This window comes from Sphingomonas sp. PP-CE-1G-424, assembly GCF_004341085.1.
Classification (GTDB): Bacteria; Pseudomonadota; Alphaproteobacteria; order Sphingomonadales; family Sphingomonadaceae; genus Sphingomonas.
Genome location: NZ_SLXW01000001.1, coordinates 951106 through 972090, shown reverse-complemented (window position 1 = coordinate 972090; position 20985 = coordinate 951106). Strand labels below are relative to the sequence as shown.

At 65.5% G+C, this 20985-nt stretch carries 20 protein-coding genes and 1 riboswitch; of the genes, 11 read left to right on the top strand and 9 right to left on the bottom strand.

Features of this window, described 5'->3' with window-relative positions:
• Positions 1 to 8: 8 nt before the first annotated feature.
• Positions 9 to 584 (top strand): DUF4337 domain-containing protein, encoded by a 576-nt coding sequence (locus C8J43_RS04445; RefSeq protein WP_133029851.1) that lies wholly within the window; start codon positions 9 to 11, stop codon positions 582 to 584.
• 138 nt (positions 585 to 722) lie between these two features.
• On the opposite strand, the gene aguB is transcribed toward C8J43_RS04445, so the two are convergent.
• A complete protein-coding gene (gene aguB, locus C8J43_RS04440; RefSeq protein ID WP_133029850.1) occupies positions 723 to 1583 on the bottom strand; it encodes an N-carbamoylputrescine amidase in 861 nt (286 codons plus the stop codon).
• Between the two features lie 201 nt (positions 1584 to 1784).
• Here aguB and ung point away from each other — a divergent pair, with 201 nt between their 5' ends.
• The 4 genes from ung to C8J43_RS04420 all read left to right on the top strand — a co-directional run bounded on the left by ung (position 1785) and on the right by C8J43_RS04420 (position 4434).
• Positions 1785 to 2483 carry a uracil-DNA glycosylase gene (gene ung, locus C8J43_RS04435; protein ID WP_133029849.1) on the top strand — a complete coding sequence of 233 codons (699 nt, stop codon included), beginning with the start codon at positions 1785 to 1787 and terminating at the stop codon, positions 2481 to 2483.
• Positions 2480 to 2779, top strand: a complete 300-nt coding sequence (locus C8J43_RS04430) for an alkylphosphonate utilization protein (protein ID WP_133029848.1) — start codon at positions 2480 to 2482, stop codon at positions 2777 to 2779. The genes ung and C8J43_RS04430 overlap by 4 nt, the downstream gene beginning before the upstream one ends.
• Before the next feature lie 374 nt (positions 2780 to 3153).
• Positions 3154 to 4092 carry a hypothetical protein gene (locus C8J43_RS04425; RefSeq protein WP_133029847.1) on the top strand — a complete coding sequence of 313 codons (939 nt, stop codon included), beginning with the start codon at positions 3154 to 3156 and terminating at the stop codon, positions 4090 to 4092.
• A gap of 15 nt (positions 4093 to 4107) precedes the next feature.
• Complete coding sequence (locus C8J43_RS04420; protein WP_133029846.1) at positions 4108 to 4434, top strand: hypothetical protein; 327 nt, start codon at positions 4108 to 4110, stop codon at positions 4432 to 4434.
• A 36-nt stretch (positions 4435 to 4470) separates the two neighbouring features.
• Here C8J43_RS04420 and thiC read toward each other — a convergent pair whose 3' ends face one another.
• The 5 genes from thiC to C8J43_RS04395 form a co-directional block, all read right to left on the bottom strand.
• The gene (thiC, locus tag C8J43_RS04415; protein WP_133029845.1) at positions 4471 to 6384 is read right to left on the bottom strand and encodes a phosphomethylpyrimidine synthase ThiC; all 1914 of its coding nucleotides are present in this window, start codon (positions 6382 to 6384) and stop codon (positions 4471 to 4473) included.
• 40 nt (positions 6385 to 6424) lie between these two features.
• Positions 6425 to 6534, bottom strand: a riboswitch (TPP riboswitch).
• 373 nt (positions 6535 to 6907) lie between these two features.
• On the bottom strand, positions 6908 to 7972 hold the full coding sequence (locus tag C8J43_RS04410; protein ID WP_133029844.1) for a ferritin-like domain-containing protein: 1065 nt from the start codon (positions 7970 to 7972) through the stop codon (positions 6908 to 6910).
• Between the two features lie 48 nt (positions 7973 to 8020).
• Complete coding sequence (locus C8J43_RS04405; RefSeq protein WP_133029843.1) at positions 8021 to 9040, bottom strand: ferritin-like domain-containing protein; 1020 nt, start codon at positions 9038 to 9040, stop codon at positions 8021 to 8023.
• Between the two features lie 207 nt (positions 9041 to 9247).
• Positions 9248 to 10111: a MipA/OmpV family protein gene (locus tag C8J43_RS04400; RefSeq protein ID WP_133029842.1), complete on the bottom strand. Its 864-nt coding sequence runs from the start codon at positions 10109 to 10111 to the stop codon at positions 9248 to 9250.
• Positions 10112 to 10180: 69 nt separating this feature from the next.
• Entirely contained in the window at positions 10181 to 10690 is a 510-nt protein-coding gene (locus C8J43_RS04395; RefSeq protein ID WP_243645401.1) for a DUF2141 domain-containing protein, read from the bottom strand.
• 713 nt (positions 10691 to 11403) lie between these two features.
• On the opposite strand from C8J43_RS04395, the gene C8J43_RS04390 reads away from it, so the two are divergent.
• The gene (locus C8J43_RS04390) at positions 11404 to 11604 is read left to right on the top strand and encodes a hypothetical protein (protein ID WP_133029841.1); all 201 of its coding nucleotides are present in this window, start codon (positions 11404 to 11406) and stop codon (positions 11602 to 11604) included.
• Here the strand turns inward: C8J43_RS04390 and C8J43_RS04385 are convergent.
• Positions 11588 to 12136, bottom strand: a complete 549-nt coding sequence (locus C8J43_RS04385; RefSeq protein ID WP_133029840.1) for a GNAT family N-acetyltransferase — start codon at positions 12134 to 12136, stop codon at positions 11588 to 11590. The genes C8J43_RS04390 and C8J43_RS04385 overlap by 17 nt on opposite strands.
• Before the next feature lie 541 nt (positions 12137 to 12677).
• Here C8J43_RS04385 and crtY point away from each other — a divergent pair.
• The 4 genes from crtY (at position 12678) to C8J43_RS04360 (ending at position 17200) form a co-directional block, all read left to right on the top strand.
• Complete coding sequence (gene crtY / locus C8J43_RS04375; protein ID WP_133029838.1) at positions 12678 to 13844, top strand: lycopene beta-cyclase CrtY; 1167 nt, start codon at positions 12678 to 12680, stop codon at positions 13842 to 13844.
• Positions 13841 to 15319: a phytoene desaturase gene (locus C8J43_RS04370; protein WP_133029837.1), complete on the top strand. Its 1479-nt coding sequence runs from the start codon at positions 13841 to 13843 to the stop codon at positions 15317 to 15319. The genes crtY and C8J43_RS04370 overlap by 4 nt, the downstream gene beginning before the upstream one ends.
• A gap of 182 nt (positions 15320 to 15501) precedes the next feature.
• Complete coding sequence (locus tag C8J43_RS04365) at positions 15502 to 16083, top strand: TIGR00730 family Rossman fold protein (RefSeq protein WP_133029836.1); 582 nt, start codon at positions 15502 to 15504, stop codon at positions 16081 to 16083.
• A 169-nt stretch (positions 16084 to 16252) separates the two neighbouring features.
• Positions 16253 to 17200, top strand: a complete 948-nt coding sequence (locus C8J43_RS04360) for a phytoene/squalene synthase family protein (protein WP_133029835.1) — start codon at positions 16253 to 16255, stop codon at positions 17198 to 17200.
• Between the two features lie 72 nt (positions 17201 to 17272).
• On the opposite strand, the gene C8J43_RS04355 is transcribed toward C8J43_RS04360, so the two are convergent.
• Positions 17273 to 17503 (bottom strand): hypothetical protein, encoded by a 231-nt coding sequence (locus tag C8J43_RS04355; RefSeq protein WP_133029834.1) that lies wholly within the window; start codon positions 17501 to 17503, stop codon positions 17273 to 17275.
• A 133-nt stretch (positions 17504 to 17636) separates the two neighbouring features.
• On the opposite strand from C8J43_RS04355, the gene C8J43_RS04350 reads away from it, so the two are divergent.
• Positions 17637 to 19466 carry an ABC transporter ATP-binding protein/permease gene (locus C8J43_RS04350; RefSeq protein WP_133029833.1) on the top strand — a complete coding sequence of 610 codons (1830 nt, stop codon included), beginning with the start codon at positions 17637 to 17639 and terminating at the stop codon, positions 19464 to 19466.
• Positions 19467 to 19865: 399 nt separating this feature from the next.
• Here C8J43_RS04350 and C8J43_RS04345 read toward each other — a convergent pair whose 3' ends face one another.
• Positions 19866 to 20939 carry a type I restriction endonuclease gene (locus tag C8J43_RS04345; RefSeq protein ID WP_133029832.1) on the bottom strand — a complete coding sequence of 358 codons (1074 nt, stop codon included), beginning with the start codon at positions 20937 to 20939 and terminating at the stop codon, positions 19866 to 19868.
• Positions 20940 to 20985: the final 46 nt, after the last annotated feature.

Below are 20985 nucleotides of genomic sequence, written 5' to 3'. Positions count from 1 at the left end.
CAACGAGCATGGACGATGATTTCGAAGTGCGCGGGTTGCATGAGCAGCTATCGGAGGAACGCGCGGCCGGCGGGGAAGCGTTCGACCAGCGGATCGCTTTGTTCACCGCGATCCTGGCGACGCTGGCGGCGGTGACCAGCTTCCTCGGCGGGCATACGCAGAACGAGGCGCTGCTCCACAAGAACGAGGCGGTGCTGATCAAGGCTCAAGCGTCCGATGCGTGGGGCTATTACCAGGCGGAAGACCTGAAGCGGCATATCGCGCAGATGGAGGTCGACCTCGCGCCGCCCGGGTTCGGTGCGACGCAGATGGCGACGCACCGGGCGGATATCGCGCGGTACAAGGCGCGGGGGACGGCGTTGAAGCGGGAGGCGGAGACGCTCGATCGACGCTCGGCGGCGGCGGATGGGGAGTCGGATGAGGCTCTGCGGCCGCATACGAAGCTGGCGCTGGCGGTGACCGCGATTCAGGTGGCGATCGCGCTGGCGTCGATCACGGCGCTGACCGGGCGGCGGTGGTTGCTTTGGGTTGCGGGCGCGGCTGCGCTGGTGGGGGCGGTGTTGGCGGGGTCGGCTTGGTTCTGAGCTCTCGATCCTCCCCCGCCAGGGGGAGGTGTCGCCGAAGGTGACGGAGGGGGAGGACACGGAACCTCGGTCACCCTTTCCTCCCCCTCCGTCTGGCAAGCGCCAGCCACCTCCCCCTGGCGGGGGAGGATCGAGAGGTCAGATGTCCTGGACCAGACGGCCGTACAGGTCGGGGCGACGGTCGCGGAAGAAGCCGAACGCGGCGCGGTGGCGCTTGACGATGTCGAGGTCGATCGTCGCGGTGATCACGCCCTCGTCGTCGCGGCCTAGCTCCGCCAGGATGTCGCCGCGCTCGTCGGCGATGAAGCTGGTGCCGTAGAAGGTCTGGCCGTGCTCGACGCCGACGCGGTTGGCGGCCACGATCGGGACGACGTTGCTGACCGCGTGGCCGACCATGGCGCGGCGCCACAGTCGCGCGGTGTCGAGCGACGTGTCGTGCGGCTCGCTGCCGATCGCGGTCGGGTAGAACAGAATTTCCGCGCCCATCAGCATCATCGCGCGCGCCGTCTCCGGGTACCACTGGTCCCAGCAGACGCCGACGCCGAGCGTCGTCCGCCCGGCCTCCGACGCATGCGGCCAGACCTTGAAGCCGGTGTTGCCGGGGCGGAAGTAGAACTTCTCCTCGTAGCCGGGGCCGTCGGGGATGTGGCTCTTGCGGTAGACGCCCTGCACGTTGCCGTCGGGGCCGATCATCGCGAGGCTGTTGTAATGGTGCGGGCCGTCCGCCTCGAAGAAGCTGGTCGGGATGGTGACCTTGAGCGCCTCGGCGAGCCCCTGCATCGCGAGCACCGCCTTGTGCTCGCCTACGGGTGCGGCGTTGGCGAAGAGCCCCTCGTCCTCGACGCGGCAGAAATACTCGCCTTCGAACAGCTCGGGCGGCAGGATGACCTGCGCGCCCTTCGCGGCGGCCTCGTGGACGAGGCGCGAGACGTTGGCGATGTTGCGGTCGATGTTGGGCGTGAAGCCCAGCTGCAGCGCGGCGACGGTGATCTCGGTCATGGGCGCTCACATAATGGGGCGAGGCGCGTTGTGCGAGCCCTTGGCGTGAGACCGGCTCATTCCTCCGTCATCCCAGCGAACGCTGGGATCCAGAGCCAAACGGACGGCGTTCGCGGCTCTGGATCCTGGGTCGAGCCCAGGATGACGGCTTTGGGGCAACGGCGATTGACACTGCCCTGCCCTGTCCGACATGCGGCGGGGATGATCGATCATACGCTCCCCGCAAGCTGGCAGGCGCTCACCGCCGAGTTCGACGCGCCGTACATGCGGGCGCTGGGTGCCTTTCTGGACGCCGAGCGGGCGGCGGGGGCTCGGGTGTTTCCGGAGGATGCGGATCGGTTTCGCGCGTTGGAGCTGACGCCGCTAGATCAGGTGCGGGTCGTGATCCTGGGGCAGGATCCGTACCACGGCGACGGGCAGGCACACGGCCTCAGCTTCTCGGTGCGGAAGGGCGTGCGGACGCCGCCTAGCCTGGTGAATATCTACAAGGAGCTGGAGGCGGATCTCGGGATCCCGCGGGCCCGCCACGGCATGCTCGATCACTGGGCCGCGCAGGGCGTGCTGTTGCTCAACGCGGTGCTGAGCGTACGGATGGGGGAGGCTGCGTCGCACCAGAAGCGGGGGTGGGAGCGGTTTACCGATGCGGTGATCGCGGCGGTGAACGCGCAGGACAAACCGGTCGTGTTCCTGCTGTGGGGGGCGTATGCGCAAAAGAAGGCGGCGTTCGTCGATGACGTAGCGAAGGGCGGGCGACATCTGGTGATCCAGTCCGCGCACCCGTCGCCGCTGGCGGCACGGACCGGGTTCTTCGGATCGCGGCCGTTCAGCCGGGCCAATGACTTTCTCGAAACCAAGGGCCGCACCCCGATCGACTGGGCGCTGCCGGAGACCGACCGATGAGCGACGAATATGTGTACGACGAAGCGACCGGCGAATGGGTTGCGGGCGATGCTGCGACCGCGGTTGCAGCGGATGACGGCGCGGTGGTGGTGCGCGATTCGGTCGGCAACGTGCTGGCGGACGGCGACCAGGTGACGCTGATCAAGGACCTGACCGTGAAGGGCGCGGGGCAGACCTTGAAGCGCGGCACGCTGATCAAGTCGATCCGGCTAACCGGCGACGCACAGGAGATCGACTGCCGGTACGAGGGAATCAAGGGACTGGTGCTGCGCGCGGAGTTCGTTCGGAAGCGGTGAGTCGTGGTAAAACCCTATCTCGAGCCCTTGCGTTAGCGCCCCTGCTGTATTCGCGTGGCGTATGCGCTGTTGATGTAGCTCGACTTCAAAGATTCGGTTCAATATGACTGAAGTAGATTTCGACAATATGTACTGATTCATCAGCCGCATACTATGCGGTATACGCAAGGCGTTCCTAATAACCCTCGAATCGGAGCAGTCTTAAGGGGGCGGCGGTTTGCCAACCTTTCTTGATCCTGCGCCTAATCGAATCGCGGCGCGGGATCGAGTGTTCCTATCCAGACAAGCCCGCATGCAAAGCAGCGCGCTATCCGGTGTCGATAGATCCAGCCTGATCAAGACGCGCGGCATTTTGGAGAGGGAGCAAGACCGTCATGCTACGCATCGAAATCGACATGTTTTCGGGTCGGCCTAACCCGACCTGGCTCGTCACCGAGGACGAGGAGGTGAAACGAGTACTGGGCTTGGCCAGTGAAGCCCGGGGCGCCGTCACGGAGCCTGGCGAGGGCTATACAGGACTGGGGTTTCGCGAAGTCCGCATCGCGACGATGTTGGACGACGCCGACTCCGGCCGCGAGCTTACGATGCCCTTCGCGCTCGGATCATCGGGGGCGAGCGATACCAAGGTCAGTGGCGAGATCGCGCGAAAACTGATCGAAGCGATGCCGATCCGTTCCGAAGTCCGCCTGCTTGAGCACGCATTGACCCCGCTCGATGCCAAGCTGCGCGACGTCGCGCTCGAATGGATGGACCTGACCGCGCGCATGCCGGCGCCTCCGGAATCGCTCCCCTCACCGCCGCCCGCGCCGCCAAAGCCCGGATCGAACCCGTTGATCAGCACGATCCACGATCCGAAATGCGATAAATGCGAGTATGAGGTCAGCAAGTTCAATCCCGCGTTCTGGAACACAAGCGCGACCCAGCCCTACAACAACTGTTATAATTACGCGCGCAACTGGCGCACCAACACGTTCGCGCAACCAGGGCGTGCGCACGGCGCGATGACGTCGACAATGGCGTGCAACACCGTCACCACCGCGGCGATGGCGGATGGCCTGAAGCATCGTTGCGAGTGTTTGCCGGCCACCCAGTTCCCTCGCCGCCTGATGGCGCTGGTGATCGCGCCGGGCTGGGATTACCACTGGTATCGGCATCAGCGCGAAGGGTTCTGGGCCCACAAGCCGGGCGGTACCGCCGCGCGCAACTTCGACAGCAACGGCGTCGTGATCACCAATCCGGAAACCTGCGCGCGGGGCCCCTACACCAATTTCTGCAGCTACTTCTATGCCGGCAAGTCCGTCGTCATAAACTAAAGCTAGGCCTGCAGCATGCGCGTCGAGCTCGACATCTTCAGCGGCCGGCCAAACCCGGTCTGGGAGCTCGACGCGCCTGGTTCTACGGCCCTGGTGACACGGCTGGCCTCGTTAAGCGAGCACGCGCCACGGGTCGTCGATCTCCCGGATCTCGGCTATCGCGGTTTCGTCTTTCATGCCGAGACGCAGACGGGCCGGGCCTGGCGTGGTTTCATCGATACGAACGGCAGGACCCTGTACGACCCGACGTTCGCGGTCGAGCGGCTATTGGCGTCGTATCTGCCCGACATTTGGCAAGAAGTACGAACGATCGTCGAGCACATCTTGCTCGGCAGCGCGTGATCCTGCGGGGTACGGATTTGCCCCGCAGAATACGCATCACTCCGCTGGCAGGTAGATTTCGCTGCCCTTTTCGCGGAAGCGCTCGCTCATGTCGGCCATGCCCTTTTCCGCATCGGCATGGCTGCCCTTGGCGAAAATCGCTCGGTCTGTGTCGGTCTGATCGACGTCCGCCGCGAGGAACGTATCCGCCGGCGCATTCTGCTTTGCCGCGAAGTCCCTCACCTCTTGCGTGATCTTCATCGAGCAGAATTTTGGGCCGCACATCGAGCAGAAGTGGGCGGTCTTGGCGCCTTCGGCTGGGAGCGTCTGGTCGTGGTAGTGTTCGGCGGTGTCGGGGTCGAGGGAGAGGTTGAACTGGTCTCTCCAGCGGAACTCGAAGCGGGCGCGGCTCAGGGCGTCGTCGCGCATCTGGGCGGCGGGGTGGCCTTTGGCGAGATCGGCGGCGTGGGCGGCTAGTTTGTAGGTTACTACGCCGACTTTCACGTCGTCGCGGTCGGGGAGGCCTAGATGCTCCTTCGGCGTGACGTAGCAGAGCATCGCGGTGCCGTACCAGCCGATCATCGCGGCGCCGATGCCGCTGGTGATGTGGTCGTAGCCGGGAGCGATGTCCGTCGTCAGTGGCCCCAGCGTGTAGAAGGGGGCTTCGCCGCAGACTTCGAGTTGCTTGTCCATGTTCTCCTTGATCTTGTGCATCGGCACGTGGCCGGGGCCTTCGATCATGACCTGGACGTCGCTCTTCCACGCGCGGTGGGTGAGTTCGCCTAGCGTGTAGAGTTCGCTGAACTGCGCTTCATCGTTGGCGTCGGCGATGCTGCCGGGGCGCAGGCCGTCGCCGAGGCTGTAGGCGATGTCGTACGCCTTCATGATCTCGGTGATCTCGTCGAAGCGCTCGTAGAGGAAGCTCTCCTTGTGGTGGCTGAGGCACCATTTCGCCATGATCGAGCCGCCGCGCGAGACGATGCCGGTGACGCGTTTCGCGGTCATCGGGATGTAGGCGAGGCGCACGCCGGCGTGGATCGTGAAGTAATCGACGCCCTGCTCGGCCTGCTCGATCAGCGTGTCGCGGAAGATCTCCCAGGTGAGGTCCTCGGCGACGCCGCCGACCTTTTCGAGCGCCTGATAGATGGGGACGGTGCCGATCGGGACGGGCGAGTTGCGGAGGATCCATTCGCGGGTGTCGTGGATGTTGCGGCCGGTGCTGAGGTCCATCACCGTGTCCGCGCCCCAGCGGATCGACCAGACAAGCTTGTCGACTTCGGCGGCGACGTTGCTGGCGACCGCGGAGTTGCCGATGTTGGCGTTGATCTTGACGAGGAAGTTGCGGCCGATCGCCATCGGTTCGGATTCGGGGTGGTTGATGTTGTTGGGGATGATCGCGCGGCCGCGGGCGATCTCGTCGCGGACGAATTCGGGGGTTACGAAGTCGGGGATGCTGGCGCCGAAGGATTCGCCGTCGCGCCTGTAGTCTTTGAGCATGGCGCGGCCGAGGTTTTCTCGGGTGGCGACGTATTCCATTTCGGGGGTGATTATCCCACGTCGCGCGTAGTGCATCTGGCTGACGTTGGCGCCGTCGCGCGCGCGGAGGGGGCGTTTGATGGTGGCGGGGAACTGGGGGACGCCGCCGGAACGGTCGGGGCCTAGCTGGCCGTTGTCTTCGGGGCGGAGTTCTCGGGCTTCGTAGGATTCCACGTCGCCTCTGGCTTCGATCCAGGCACGGCGGAGCTGGGGGAGGCCGGCGTTGATGTCGATTTGCGCGCGGGGGTCGGTGTAGGGGCCGCTGGTGTCGTAGACGCGTAACGGGGGCTCGCTGCACGACGGGTCGAGGACGATCTCGCGCATGGCGACGCGGACGTCGGGGCTGGTCGGGACCGCGACGTGGATTTTCCGGGAGCCTCGGATTGGGCCGGTGGTTACGCCGATGTCGGTCGTGGGTTGCGTATCGATGGCCATGCGCTTGCTCCTATGGGTCTCGGAGCAAAGGCTTACGGTTCTGTGGCGACCGCTCCCTCCCTCCGCCGGTATCAACCGGATCAGGTTCAGCGGGTCGAAGGCTCCTGCCTTCCTCTCAAGCGCGGATAAGCGCTCCCCCGGGGTGGGGTGAGCATAGGCGGCTGGGAGTGGGGTGCAATGGGGAATTTGGTGGTGGGGGTGCGCGGGCGTGATGGGGTCGGCGCGATCTCGTGCAGTTCGCGTGCGCCACCCCGGCGGAGGCCGGGGCCCAATTGGCAAGGTGGATATGACGAAGGACCGTCTATCGTTACCGCCGTCCCCCAATTGGGCCCCGGCCTTCGCCGGGGTGGTGTTTGTTGCTGGGGTGGGAGGCTCTAACGAGAAAGGCCGCTGCCCTGGGTGGAGCAACGGCCTTTCCTGTTACTCCGCGCGCCGTCAGTCGTAGCAAAGCTACGCCTTGTGGCGTGCTGTGCTGCGCTGGCCGCGCTTGGGCGAGTCTTGCGCCAGCTTGGCGCAAGCCGCCCTACGCGTTTGCCGCAGACGTTCGGATCGAGCCGTTGACGCCGGCGGGGAAGAAGCCGCCGAGCGAGACCGCGGCCTTGCTGAGATAGACGATGTTGAGCACCTGGCCGGTCGACCGGCTGTAGGCGAGGCCGTTGGCGTCGGTCGGGACGATGTTCGAGATCGTCGCGTCCGACCCGGTGATGCCCTGGTCGTCGTCGCCGATCACGCCGGTCGTCGCGTTGGTGACGGTGCCGTCGAGGCTGTCGCGCGCGTCGCTGATCTTGTTGGCGCCGGTGATCAGTGCAGTGATCGGGTTCGGCGTCTGCAGACCCTTGCGGTAGAGGATCGTGCGGATCAGGCCGGCATGATAGGCCTCGGCGGCGAGGATGCCGGCAGCGGCCTCGAGATAGGTCTTGTTGCTGATCAGCGGGGCCGCGCCCTTGTAGGCCGAGACGCCGACGTCCTCGAAGATGTACGCGCCGAGCAGGAAGCTGTTGTCGTCCGCATAGGGATCGAACACGCCGGTGTTCGCATCGACCACGCCTGCCGCGCGGGCCGCGAGGCTGAACGCGCCAGGGGCGGCGGCGGTGCCGCCCGAGATGTTGATCGCGGGCTGGGCGGCGGCCGATGCACCGAGCGCACTGCGCAGGAACGCGACGTGCGCGACTTCGTCGATCGCGATCTCACGCGCGTATTGCTGGACGACGACGTCCTGGAAGGCGACCTGGCGCGGGAAGCCGGCACCGGTGCCGGTGACGACCGCGCCCTGCGTGCCGACGCCGGTCAGCAGGCTGGCGTTGAGGCCGACGCCGAACGCGGCATAGGCGTAGAACTGCGCTTCGAGATATTCCAGGTTGAGCGCGAAGTTCAGCACGTCCGGGTCGGTCACGCCGGTCGCCGGGGTCGGCGTGGGGGTCGGCGCCGGCGTCACGCTGTCGTTGTCGTCACCACCGCAGGCGGCGAGCAGCGAGGCGCCGCCGAGCGCGACCGCGCTGCCGCCGGCGAACCGGAGGAAGCTGCGGCGTTCGTTGCGGCGGGTTTCGATCGCGTCGAAGATCTCGAGCGTATTCTTGATGTCGGTCATTGGGTTAATCCCCTGAATAGCGAAGAAAGCGAAGGGCGTTGGGCTGGATCAGCTCGCCGCGACGCTCGTCTTGATGTTGCCGTTCATGCCCGACGGGTAGAACCCGCCTGCCGAGGCCGCACCGCTGTTGAGATACACGATGTTCAGCACCTGGCTGGTCGAGCGGCTGTACGCGATGCCGTTCGCATCGAGCGGCACGATGTTCGACGTCGTGACGGCGGCCTGCGTCGTCGCGAGGTTGGTCGGCGTCTGGCTGTAGGGCGAGATGCCCTGATCGAGATCGCCGGCGCCGAACATCATCGTGTTCGCGCCACCGCCGTCGAGGCTGTCGCGCGCCTTCGAGATCGCATCCGCCGAGGTGCGCAGCGCCGGCGTGTCGATACCCTTGCCGTAGAGCGTCGTGCGGACGATCGCGGCGTGATACGCCTCGACCGCGAGCAGGCCGGCGGCAGCCTCGAGATACGCCTTGCTGGTCAGCAGCGGGGCGGCGCCCTTGTAGGCGGTCACGCCGACGTCCTCGAAGATGAACGCGCCGAGCAGGAAGTTCTCGTCGGAGAAATAGGGGTCGAACGCGGTACCGGCGGGGACGAGACCCGCAGCCTGCGCGGCGGTCGAGAACGCGCTGGTCGGCGAGACGCTGACGTCGATCGCGGGCTGCGCGACGGCGGCGGTGCCGAGCGCCGAGCGGAGGAACTTGACGTGGGCGATCTCGTCCTGCGCGATCTCACGCGCATATTGCTGGACGATCGGGTCGGTGAAGGTGACCTGACGACCGCCGAGAACCGCGCCCTGCTGGCCGGTGCCGGACAACAGGCTGTTGTCGAGACCGGTGCCATAGGCCGCGTACGAGTAGAACTGCGCCTCGAGATATTCGAGGTTCAGCGCGAAGTTCAGGACGTCCGCGTCGGTGATCGTCTGTGCCGATGCCGAACTGGAGAAGGACAGCGCGGTCGCGCCGGCCGCGGTGATCGCCGCCGCGCCGAGCGCGTTCTTGAAGAAATCCCGCCGCTCGCTGCGTCGCTCTGCGCGAGCATCGAGGGCTTCGATCAGGTGCACGCTCTCGGTCATGTCAGGGTCCTCCCCTTGTGGGTGATACGGTCGGGTATCGTATTGTTCTTATTGACTTAATCGCGACGTATGACGGTTTAAGGTCGGTAATCGCAAAGTCCAGTCCACAACGAGGTACGCACGAAAAACCCGCCCGGATGCGCCGGGCGGGTGATTTATTCGCAAGACCTGCGAGCCTGTCGAAACAGACCGGCGGGCGTGGAGGGATCAGAAGGTGTAGGTCAGTCCAACCGCGCCCAGCCACTGATCGGCATCGCCGACGTCGGCGACGATCGGGGTGTCCTTGTACTTGCCGACCATGCGACCGTAGAGCACGCCCGCGCCGACGCCGAGGCCGTGGCGGAGATCGCCCGACAGGCTCTGCACCACGAACAGCGACGCGTTGACGCGGCGGAAACCACTGTCGTTGACATCATAGGTGCGCAGGCCGCTGTTCAACGAGCCGATCGGCGTCACTGCCGCATAGGTCCGGCCGAAGCCCTTGCCGGCATAATCCGCCGACACGCCGAGCGAGACGAGCGTCCGCACCGACAGCGGCGTGGTGTAGTTCACCTGCGGCGTGACGACGTAGCTGTCATAGGTGCCCGAAACGTCGTGGACGTAGGCGACGCGCGCGGTGAGCGTGTCGTAGTCGCTGGTGATGACGCCGGTCCGGGCGATGCCGACATAGCCGCCGAGCTCATAGGCGGTATCGATCTTGCCGAGCGCGCGCACCTGGCGGTTGTCGATATCGCCGGTACGATCGCGACGGATGCCGCCGATGACGCCGAGTTCGAAATTGGTGCCGACTGCACCGGTGTTCGGGATCAGGTTGAAGTACAGCTGCGTCCCGCGCAGGAAGAAATCATGGCCGCGCACCGTGCCGACAACGGCACCGGCGGGCGTGAAGGAATTGCTGTCCGCGCCTTCGTAATCGGGCATCGACACCACACCGAGCGCGACCGTGACACGGTTGTTGTCGGCAGGATTGGTGATCGGCGGCGACGGGTTGGGATCGGTCTGTGCGAGAGCGGGAGTGGCGGTCGCGAGTACCGCGGATGCGGCAGACAGAAACAGAGTGAATGCGCGCAAGGACGTGCTCCGGACAAAAAGGTTCCACGGCGAAACGCGGGGAAACCAATTTCGGTCCGTTACGATTCGTCAGAAGATGTAACGCATTTTCACCTGTTGCATATCGGCATCACCGGCGAGCGTAAACTCGGCGGCGGAAAAGCGCGGCGGGCCGAACCGGACCGCGGCGTTGCGCGAGAAGCCATAGCCCTCGCGCGGGATGCCGGCGATCGTATCGAGCTTGGCGTTGTTGTTCTCGTCGTGGATGATCGCGAGCGCATAGGCGCGTTGCGGCAGACCGGGGAAGCTGGTCGCATGGACGCTGGCCGGGATCGACCGGGTCATCGCGTTGGCATCGTCGACACAGGCCGGGAAATTATCGGGATCCGCGGTGAGGCAGATCCGGATCGTGCCCTTCGCCGAGCGCAGATTGTCGACTTCGACATCGAGCCGCGTGACCGGCGCGGTCGCGGCCAGCATCATCCACACCGCGCCGAGACCCGCCGCGCCGTACAGCCGCCGCGGCATGGTCCGCCCAGTCTTCAACACCGCGTTCGCCGGTGTCGCAGAGCCGATCCCAGGTTCGGAAATGATGGCCATGTTTGCACCCGTATCGTTCATGATGTCGCCGATGGCGACCGACCGTGATCGGCCGTATCCCCATTGCTCTCCGCCACATGAACCGCGGGAAAACCTCCCGCACCACATGATAGCCTCCGCCCATACCCGTCGCGACCGCCATCGCCAAACCTGGCATGCCGACGGCGATCGGAATTGCCGGGACCCGTAGCGCAAGTACCACAGCTTCCGTTGGCAGTCGGTCGGGAGCGGGTCGCCTGGATCAGGGCGGCGAACAGCGCGTGCCCTCCGGCGCGAGGTGCGTCCTCGGCCCGGTCGGCACTCATACCGATCGGACATAGTCACGCGTTCCGACGCCGTCACTCCCGCCGCTTGCTCTCCCGCGAAGGCGGGAGCCCAGTCTGGGTCCCCGCCTTCGCGGGGAAACAAGGCTTTAAGTCGAGAGGGGCAACCGCCGAATTTCCGGCATGAAAGAGCAATTTCGGCACTGTCATGAGTCCCGAGCGCCGAATGTTGATACGTCGCTAGTTTGCTAAACCGGGCGCAATTCCGGGCCGCAGGAAGCGGAGTTGCGGGACATTATGACTATCGCCAAGGTGACGGGCTTGAACCACGCGGTTTAGGCGCAGTCCCAAGAGAATCCGTTGGCGTTGCAATAGGCTCTATGCAGTGGGTCGAATCCTGATAGCTTCCTTCCCCAGAGCAGGATGACCTGCCAATTCGGAGAGTGATGCATGGCAAACCATAGCGCCGCGCGCGGGGATACGGGGCGAAACATTGGCCGCGATACGGGCAAGGACCACAAAAAGCTGATCTACGTGATCGCCGGCAGCATCCTGGCCTTGGGGCTGGTGTTGATGACGTTCTATGACCGGGCGGGCGATCCGATGCCGATCGCATCGGTGCAGACGCCGGTCGTCACCGCACAGAAATAGCGCCGGGCGCGGTGCGGTCGAGGATCAGGATCGGCGCGTCTCGGTACGTGCCCGTCGTGCGCAGGCGGTAGCCGAGGCGCTCGGCGAGCCGGATCGAGGGGGCGTTGGCGGGGTCGATGATGCACGTCGTCGCGGGTATGCGCGCGTCGGTCCAGGCGAGGATCGCGGCGAGCGCTTCGGAGGCGTAGCCCTTGCCTTGCGCGTCGCCGGTGAGCGTCCAGCCGACTTCGGGCGTCGCGTCGATCGAGGGCGCGATTGCGCGGCGGGCCTCGATCAGGCCCAGTTCGCCGATCAGGTTGCCTGTGGCGGTGTCGCGGGCGATCCAGCTGCCGTAGCCGAACAGCGTCCATTGGCCGATCGAACGGAGGAGGCGGATCCAGACGTCCTCGCGGGTGCGCGGCTGGCCGGTAAGCATTGCATAGACGCGGGGGTCGGCCGCCATCGCTGCGCAGTCCTCGAGATCGGCGGCGGTGTGGGCGGTTAGCGTGAGGCGCGCGGTGGTGAGCGTGGGGGCGGATGTGGGCGCGGGCATCCGTGCTGTCTAAGGGTGATTGTGATCGAGGGGTATCCGTTGCTGGACCCGCTCCCCTTTTTGGAGGGAGGGGTATCGTTGCCACGTACTCCCCCTCCCTGGAAGGGCGGGTATCTGTTCCGCGTGCTCTCCCCTCCCTGGAAGGGAGGGGTCGGGGGTGGGTCGGCTAGCTTGAGCCACTCGCGTGCGGGTATGCCGACGCCGACTCACCCCCAGCCCCTCCCTTCCAGGGAGGGGGGCAAGAGCGGCTTTCTTCCTTCGCACGGCGCGAACGGCGCGATTCTCGATCGCTCGATCCTCCCGCGCCTTGGGGAGGTGACGGAGGGGGAGGATGCGGAACCTCGGTTTCCCTGTCCTCCCCCTCCGTCAGGCAAGCGCCTGCCACCTCCCCCTTGCGGGGAGGATCGGTAGGTTAGCCTTTCCTGTCTGCCGCCCCGCCTCCCTCGCCTCCCCCATGCTCCCGGCAACGCAGGTTGTCTTCGGCCGCGATTGCTTCGGAAAGCCTGTTTTCGTGCTCGCTCCTTTGCGCTAGTCCGAGCGGATGGCATCGACGATCTCCTGCGACGTCGCGATCGTCGGCGCGGGCCTGGCCGGCGGGATGATCGCGCTGGCGCTCAAGGCCAGGCACCCGGCGCTCGACGTGCGGCTGATCGACTCCGCAACGGTCGTCGGCGGCAATCATCTCTGGTCGTTCTTCGGCAGCGACGTGGCTCAAGGGGATCGCTGGATCGTCGCGCCGCTCGTGGTGCATGCCTGGCGTGGGTACGACGTGCGGTTTCCGGCGCATGCGCGGACGATCGACGCGACCTATTATTCGATCGAGAGCGAGCGGCTCGACCGTGAAGTGCGCCGCGCGCTGCCGCCGCATGCGCTGATGCTCGGGCGGAAAGTGTCGGGCGCGAGTCCGACCGCCGTGGTGCTGGCGGATGGCGACCGGATCGAAGCCAAGGGCGTGATCGACGTGCGGGGCCCGGGCGACCTGTCGCTGCTCGATCTGGCGTGGCAGAAGTTCGTCGGGCGCGAACTGGTGCTGAAGGCGCCGCACGGCAGCCCGACGCCGATCGTGATGGACGCGACCGTGCCGCAGATCGACGGCTATCGCTTCGTCTATTGCCTGCCGCTCGCCGCCGACCGGATGTTCGTCGAGGACACCTATTACAGCGACACCCCCGAGCTGGACGTCGAGACGCTCACGACCCGCGTCCATGATTATGCCGAGGCGCGCGGCTGGGCGGTGGCGCAGGCGGCGCGCGTGGAATCGGGCGTGCTGCCGGTCGCGATGGGTGGCGATTTCGAGGCGTATTGGCGCTCGGGTGGCGCGCATGTCGCCAAGGCCGGGATGCGCGCGGGGATGTTCCATCCGACCACGGGGTACTCGCTGCCCGATGCGGTGCGGACCGCTTCGATGCTGGCGGGCCTCGGCGATTTCTCGGGCGCGAAACTCCACGACGCTACGCATGCGATGGCGCGGGCGACGTGGAAGTCGCGCGGTTTCTATCGGATGCTCGACACGATGTTGTTCCGCGCCGCCGAACCCGAGGAACGCTACCGCATCCTCGAACGCTTCTACCGCCTATCCCCCTCGCTCATCGGCCGTTTCTACGCCGGACGCTCGACGCTTTCCGACAAGGCGCGCGTTCTGACCGGCAAGCCCCCCGTCCCCATCGTGCGCGCCGTCCGCGCCATCGCAGGCAGTATGTCATCATGAAGACCGCAATAGTCATCGGCGCAGGTTTCGGCGGACTGGCGCTCGCGATCCGGCTGCAATCCGCGGGCGTGCAGACGACGATCGTCGAAAGCCGCGACAAGCCGGGTGGCCGCGGGTATTTCTGGGAGCGCGACGGATTCACGTTCGACGCGGGGCCGACGGTCATCACCGATCCGGACTGCCTGCGCGAGCTGTGGGCGCTGACCGGGCGCGACATGAGCGAGGACGTGACGCTCGATCCGGTGCTGCCGTTCTACCGGCTGAACTGGCCCGACGGGACGAATTTCGACTATACCAACGACGACGTGCAGATGCGCGCCGAGATCGAGAAGCTGCATCCCGGCGACTGGGCGGGATACGAGAAGTTCCTGCAATATTCGGCGGGTGTGTTTCACGAGGGCTATGAGAAGCTCGGCCACGTCGCGTTCCTCGACTTCGGGTCGATGATCAAGGCGGCGCCGGCGCTGGCGAAATACCAGGCGTGGCGGTCGGTCTATTCGATCGTGTCGAGCTTCGTGAAGTCGGAGAAGCTGCGCGAGGCGTTGAGCTTCCATACGCTGCTGGTCGGCGGCAACCCGATGACGACAAGCGCGATCTATGCGCTGATCCACAAGCTGGAGCGCGATGGCGGGGTGTGGTTCGCACGCGGCGGGACCAACCGTCTGGTGGCGGCGCTGGTGACTCAGTTCGAGCGGCTGGGCGGGGTGCTGCGGCTCGACGATCCGGTGACGTCGATCGAGACTCTGGGCGACCGCGCGACCGGCGTGACGACGGCGAGCGGCTGGTCGGGCCGGGCGGATGCAATCGCGGCGAACAGCGACATCATGCACACGTACCGCGACCTGCTGGCGACGTCGCGCAGTGCCAAGCGCAAGACCGGGTCGCTCGAGCGGAAGAAATATTCGCCGTCGCTGTTCGTCGTGCATTTCGGGATCAAGGGCACCTGGCCGGGCATTCCGCACCACATGATCCTGTTCGGGCCGCGCTATAAGGGGCTACTCGAGGACATTTACGACCACGGCGTGCTGTCGGAAGATTTCTCGCTGTATTTGCATCATCCGACCGTGACCGATCCTTCGCTGGCGCCGGAGGGGCATTCGACGTTTTATGCACTGGCGCCGGTGCCGCATCTCGGGAAATTCCCGGTGGATTGGGACGAGATCGCGCCGATCCTCGAGAAGCGCATCCTCGACGAGATCGGGCGGCGGCTGATCCCGGATATCCATGAGCGGATCGTGACGAAATTCTCGTACGCGCCGAAGGATTTCGCGCAGGATCTTAATGCGCATCTGGGGAGCGCGTTCTCGCTGGAGCCGGTGCTGACGCAGAGCGCGTATTTCCGGGTGCATAATCGCGACGAGCATATTCCGAATTTGTACTTCGTGGGGGCCGGGACTCATCCGGGGGCTGGGATTCCGGGGGTTGTGGGGAGTGCGAAGGCGACTGCTCGGTTGATGTTGGAGGGCGAGAAGTAAGAATTTTTCGCGCAGAGGCGCAGAGGACGCTGAGGTGTTGCGCGTGTCGCGGAGCGACTTTCCGCCAAGTTGGGGGGAATGTTGATGCCCGTCCCGGGCGATTCTCCTCCGCGCTCTCTGCGCCTCTGCGCGAACAAAATCTTTTCTTGCAGCCGCCCGCCGCCATCCCCTAGCGGTGCAGGATGAAGAGACTTGCTGTGTATTGCGGGTCGGCAACGCCGGCTGATCCTATCTATATCGAGGCCGCGCGCGCGCTCGGGCGGACGTTCGCCGAGCGGGGGATTGGCCTCGTTTATGGCGGCGGGCGGACCGGGCTGATGGGTGCGATCGCGGATGGCGCGCTTGAGGGCGGCGGCGAGGTTATCGGCGTCATTCCGCAGGCGCTGGTCGATGCCGAGGTCGCGCATCGGGGGCTGACCGAGTTGCACGTCGTCAGCGGCATGCATCAGCGCAAGCAGATGTTCACCGACCTGTCCGACGGGTTCGTGACGATTCCGGGCGGAACGGGGACGATGGACGAGCTTTGGGAGGCGCTGAGTTGGGCGCAGCTTGGCTATCATGCGGATCCGGTCGGACTGCTGAATACCGCTGGGTATTACGATCACCTGATCGCGTTCTGGGAGAAGATGGGTGAGGTTGGGTTCTTGCGGCCGCAGCACCGGGATCTGCTGATCGTGGCGGATACGCTGGACGTACTGCTCGACCGGATGGCGGAGCATGTGCCGACGCAGCCGATCGTGCGGATGAACGCGTCGGATTTGTGAGGGTCTTCGGATCGCACCCCGACACCCTGCTCCACCCCGGCGGAGGCCGGGGCCCAATTGAGGGCCGTGAATTGGTTTGCGTTGCGCACAGTTACTTCAACCTTTCCAATTGGGCCCCGGCCTTCGCCGGGGTGGTGCCTGCAATGGTGGTAGCGCTGGGGGGTAGGTCGTGACCCACCCCGTCCCCTCGCGCGAGGCGATCGTCGCTACCGCGCATGAGTCGATCTCGCGCGGGTCGAAGAGCTTTGCCGCTGCCAGCCTGTTGTTCGACAAACCGACGCGCGAGCGCGCGTGGCTGTTGTACGCGTGGTGCCGGCGGTGCGACGATATCGCCGATGGGCAGGATCATGGGCACGGGATGACCGTGGTCGACGACGCGCCGGCGCGGTTGGTGCAGTTGTCGGCCATGACTGAGCAGGCGCTAGCTGGCGAGGTCGTTGGCGAGCCGGCGTTCGATGCGCTCAGGATCTTCGCGGCCGAAACGCGGCTGCCGAAGCGGTTCGCGCGCGATCTGGTCGAGGGGTTTGCGCTGGATGCGCGCGAGTGGCGGCCGCGATCCGAGAACGACCTCTACAAATATTGCTACCATGTCGCGGGCGTCGTCGGGTGCATGATGGCGATCGCGATGGGCGTCGATCCCGACGACGAGGATACGCTCGATCGCGCGTGCGACCTGGGAATGGCGTTTCAGCTCGCCAATATCGCGCGCGATGTCGAGGAGGATGACCGGGTCGGGCGGTGCTATCTGCCCGAGGAGTGGTTGGTCGAGATGGACTTTCCGCCGGGGCAGCACATGAAACCGCCGTTTCGCTCACGGCTCGCGGTGTTGACGAAGCGGATGGCGGATCGGGCTGCGGCGTTCGAGGCTAGTGCGCGGGAGGGGACGCCGGCGCTGTCGTTTCGATCGGCCTGGGCAGTGTTGTCGGCGGCGGGGATTTATGGGGCGATCGGACGGACCGTGGCGGCGCGTGGGGAGCATGCGTGGGATCACCGGGTGACGACGTCGGGGATGCAGAAGCTGGGGTTTATCGCAACGGCGGCGCGGGAGGCGGCTCGGCGGGAAAAACTGTATCCACGCACGGTACGAGACGCCCGGCTGTGGACGCGGCCTCGCTGATTACCGGCGTCTAGCTTGTTCTCCCGCGAAGGCGGGAGTCCAGTCTGGGTCCCCGCCTGCGCGGGGAACAGTTTAGCCCTGCGACTTTACCTTGCCGGTCTTCGCCATCAACTGGCCCTGAGCACGGCAGTTAGCGCCGATCATTGGATACGGAACGTCTGTGTTCTGCGCCAGCTGATCGGGCAACGCCGCTCGGCACTGCGCCATCGTCTCGTACCGCGCCGGGATCACCCGCGCCTCGATGCAGTTCAAATTGCCGTCACCGCAGCCCATGATGGCCATGACGTAGAACAGCGGTTCCATTTCATTCTCCAGTGGCGCGCGGTGGCAGGCGACGTGCCCGACATCGGACACGATAACAAAAGCGACGAAGTGGCAGGATTGTTCCCCCAACTGCTTTCGCCGGGGCTTGACTACGCCTACATCGCTTCGATCCATGCCACCCGATACGTACACCTCCACCCGCGCGGACCAGCCTCTGCTGCCGACGCTCCGCCGCTTCCTGCCGTTCCTGTGGCCGGCAGGGCAGCCCAAGCTGAAGGCGCGGATCGTCGTCGCGATGCTGCTCGTGATCGCGTCGAAGCTGATCCAGGTTTTCGGCGCCGCGTTCACGCTGAAATACGCGGTCGACCGGATGGCGGGGAACGATCGCGGGGCGCTGACGCTCGTCGTGCTGCTGGTGGTTGGATACGCCGCCTCGCGGTTCGGGACGACGCTGTTCGACAATCTGCGCAACGCAGTGTTCGAGCGCGTCGGGCAGGACGCGTCGCGGCGGCTGGCGGCGCAGGTGTTTCGCCATCTGCATGCGCTGAGTCTCGATTTTCACCTGTCGCGGCGGACGGGTGCGGTCACCAAGGTGGTCGAGCGCGGGACCAAGAGCATCGATACGATGCTGTATTTCCTGCTGTTCAATATCGCGCCGACCGTGTTCGAACTGGTGCTGGTGCTCGGGCTGTTCTGGACCAAGTTCGGCTGGCCGCTGGTCGTCGCGACCGTGGTGATGGTGGTCGGCTACATCCTTTTCACGCGGATGGTGACCGACTGGCGCAATGCGCTGCGCGCGCGGATGAACGACCTCGATACCGGCGCGGTCGCGCATGCGGTGGATTCGCTGCTGAACTTCGAGACGGTGAAATATTTCGGCGCGGAGGAGCGCGAGGCGCGGCGCTACGACAGCGCGATCACGGCCTATTCCGAAGCGGCGGTGAAGAGCGAGAATTCGCTCGCGTGGCTGAACCTCGGCCAGGCGCTGATCACCAATGTGATGCTGGCGGGCGGCATGGGGTTCGTCGTGTGGCGGTGGAGCCGGGGCGAGGCATCGGCGGGCGACGTCGTGTTCGTGTCGACGCTACTGGCGCAGCTGTTCCGGCCGCTCGACCTGCTGGGGATGGTGTATCGCACGATCCGGCAGGGTGCGCTCGACATGGCGGCGATGTTCGACCTGATCGATACGCCTGCCACGGTCGTCGATGCGCCGGGTGCGCCTGCGCTGGCGGTGAGCGCGGGGCATGTGCGGTTCGAGGGGGTGTCGTTCGGATATGACGCGGGGCGGCCGATCTTGCGCGATCTGGAGCTGGATGTGCCGGCTGGGTCTACGCTCGCTGTCGTTGGGCCGTCGGGGGCGGGGAAGTCGACGCTCGCGCGATTGCTGTACCGGTTCTACGACCTGACGGGCGGGCGGATTACCGTTGACGGGCAGGATATTTCGGAGGTGCGGCAGGCGTCTTTGCGCGCCGCGATCGGGATCGTGCCGCAGGATACGGTGCTGTTCAACGACACGATCGGGTACAACATCGCCTATGGCCGCGAGGGGGCCGAGATGCCTGAGGTCGAGGTTGCGGCGAAGGGCGCGGCGATCGCCGGGTTTATCGAGCGCCAGCCGCTCGGGTATGAGACGCGTGTGGGCGAGCGTGGGTTGAAGCTGTCGGGCGGCGAGAAACAGCGCGTGGCGATCGCGCGGACGCTGCTGAAGAACCCGCCGATCCTGATCCTGGACGAGGCGACGAGCGCGCTGGACAGCCGGACCGAGGCGGAGATCCTCGATACGCTGGAGGCGATCGAGCGCGGGCGCACCACGATCGTGATCGCGCACCGGCTATCCACCGTGGTGCATGCGGACCAGATCGTCGTGCTGGAAGCGGGGCGGATCGTCGAAAAGGGGACGCATGCCGAGTTGCTGCGGCAGGGTGGCGTGTATGCGGAGATGTGGAACCGGCAGGCGCAGGAGCGCGCGGGGGATGATGATGGGGCGTTGGCGGCGGAGTAGGTTGGGCAGCCGTGTGTAGCCATCGGTTCTCACCGCTTCCCACGCCCACGACGCCGCTCCCGCAGCGTCGGACGTGTTCTGTGCTCATAGCGTAAAGCAAGTACGGCAGCCGCTTTCGAATGATAGCTTCCCCTTCCTTGTTCTCCCGCGAAGCCGGGAGCCCAGTCTGGATCCCCGCCTTCGCGGGGAAACAAGCTTGCGGCAGCTTCTCGGAACTTGTGCGTTCCCCCATCTGACTCCCACCCCGGCGAAGGCCGGGGCCCAATTGGGGACGTTGCTAACGGAGGGCACCGCGTCGTTATTGCCACCTTTCCACTTGGGCCCCGGCCTTCGCCGGGGTGGTTGTGGTTTGGGTGCTGGGTAGAACACCAGAGGCAGACGGCGGGGGCTAGGCAGCGATTACGCCGGGATCGATGGGTCCAGTTCGCGCAACCTTGCCTCGATCGCGCTCGGATATTGATAGATATGCGTCAGGTCTGACAGCAGATGCCGCGTTTCGTCCTTGCCGGCGAACATGCCGAGATACTTGGTGGTGATGCCGTTGAAGTGCATCCGCGCGACCGTTTTCCGGTTGTTGTCGTCGAGCAGGATCGCGCAATACGACTTCGCATCGCGGACGATCACGCGTTTCGGGTCGACCAGCCGCGATGCGATCGCCTGGATGATGTGGAAGCCGGAAATCTCCTCCTGCGTGGTGACGATGCCGTCGCCATCGGAGGGGTCGTCGGACGCCCCCGGCGGCAGGTCCTCGACCGGGCTCGACGCCTTCAGTGCGGACGACAGGCGTTCGTTGACGAAATCGCGGATCAGCGCGGCGATCGCGGGCGCGAGGAGTTTGGCGAACCCGTCCTTGATCGCGGGCGTCAGGCGTCCGCCATGGACGCGCTGCGCCATCATCCGGACGAACTCGTCGGAGGGCTCGGCGAACTCCTTCTCCAGTTCGAGACGGATCAGCGACTGCGTCTTGAGGTTGCCGGCCTCCTGGACGATCTTGTCGATGTCGAATGCGGCCTTGGTGAACTTCTCGAGCGTGCGGATGTCGCCGGGCTTGATCGCGTCCATCGTGAAGGTGAAGAAGGGCTTGTCGTCCATCTTGTTCGGGCGCTCGATGTCCGAATAGAATTGGTAGACGACGCCGTTGGTCAGCACCGCGAGGCGCGCATCGGTGACGCTGAAATAGCGGAACAGCTGGCCCGCGTGGTTGACGTTGAGCTGCACCGACGAGGGTTTGCACTCGATCAGGATCGACACTTTCCCGCCGGCGCAGATCGCGTAGTCGACCTTCTCGCCCTTCTTGGTGCCGACGTCGGCGGTGAATTCGGGGACGACTTCGGACGGGTTGAACACGTCGTAGCCGAGCGACTGGAGGAACGGCATGACGAGCGCGGTCTTCGCCGCTTCCTCGGTCAGCAGAACCTCGCGGTGTTCGATCGTCCGCTTCTGTAGCTCAGCCAGCCTGATACTCAGTTCCATGCGCGTCCCCCCGGATTGAACGGGGGAGGATGCAGGCACGGAGGGT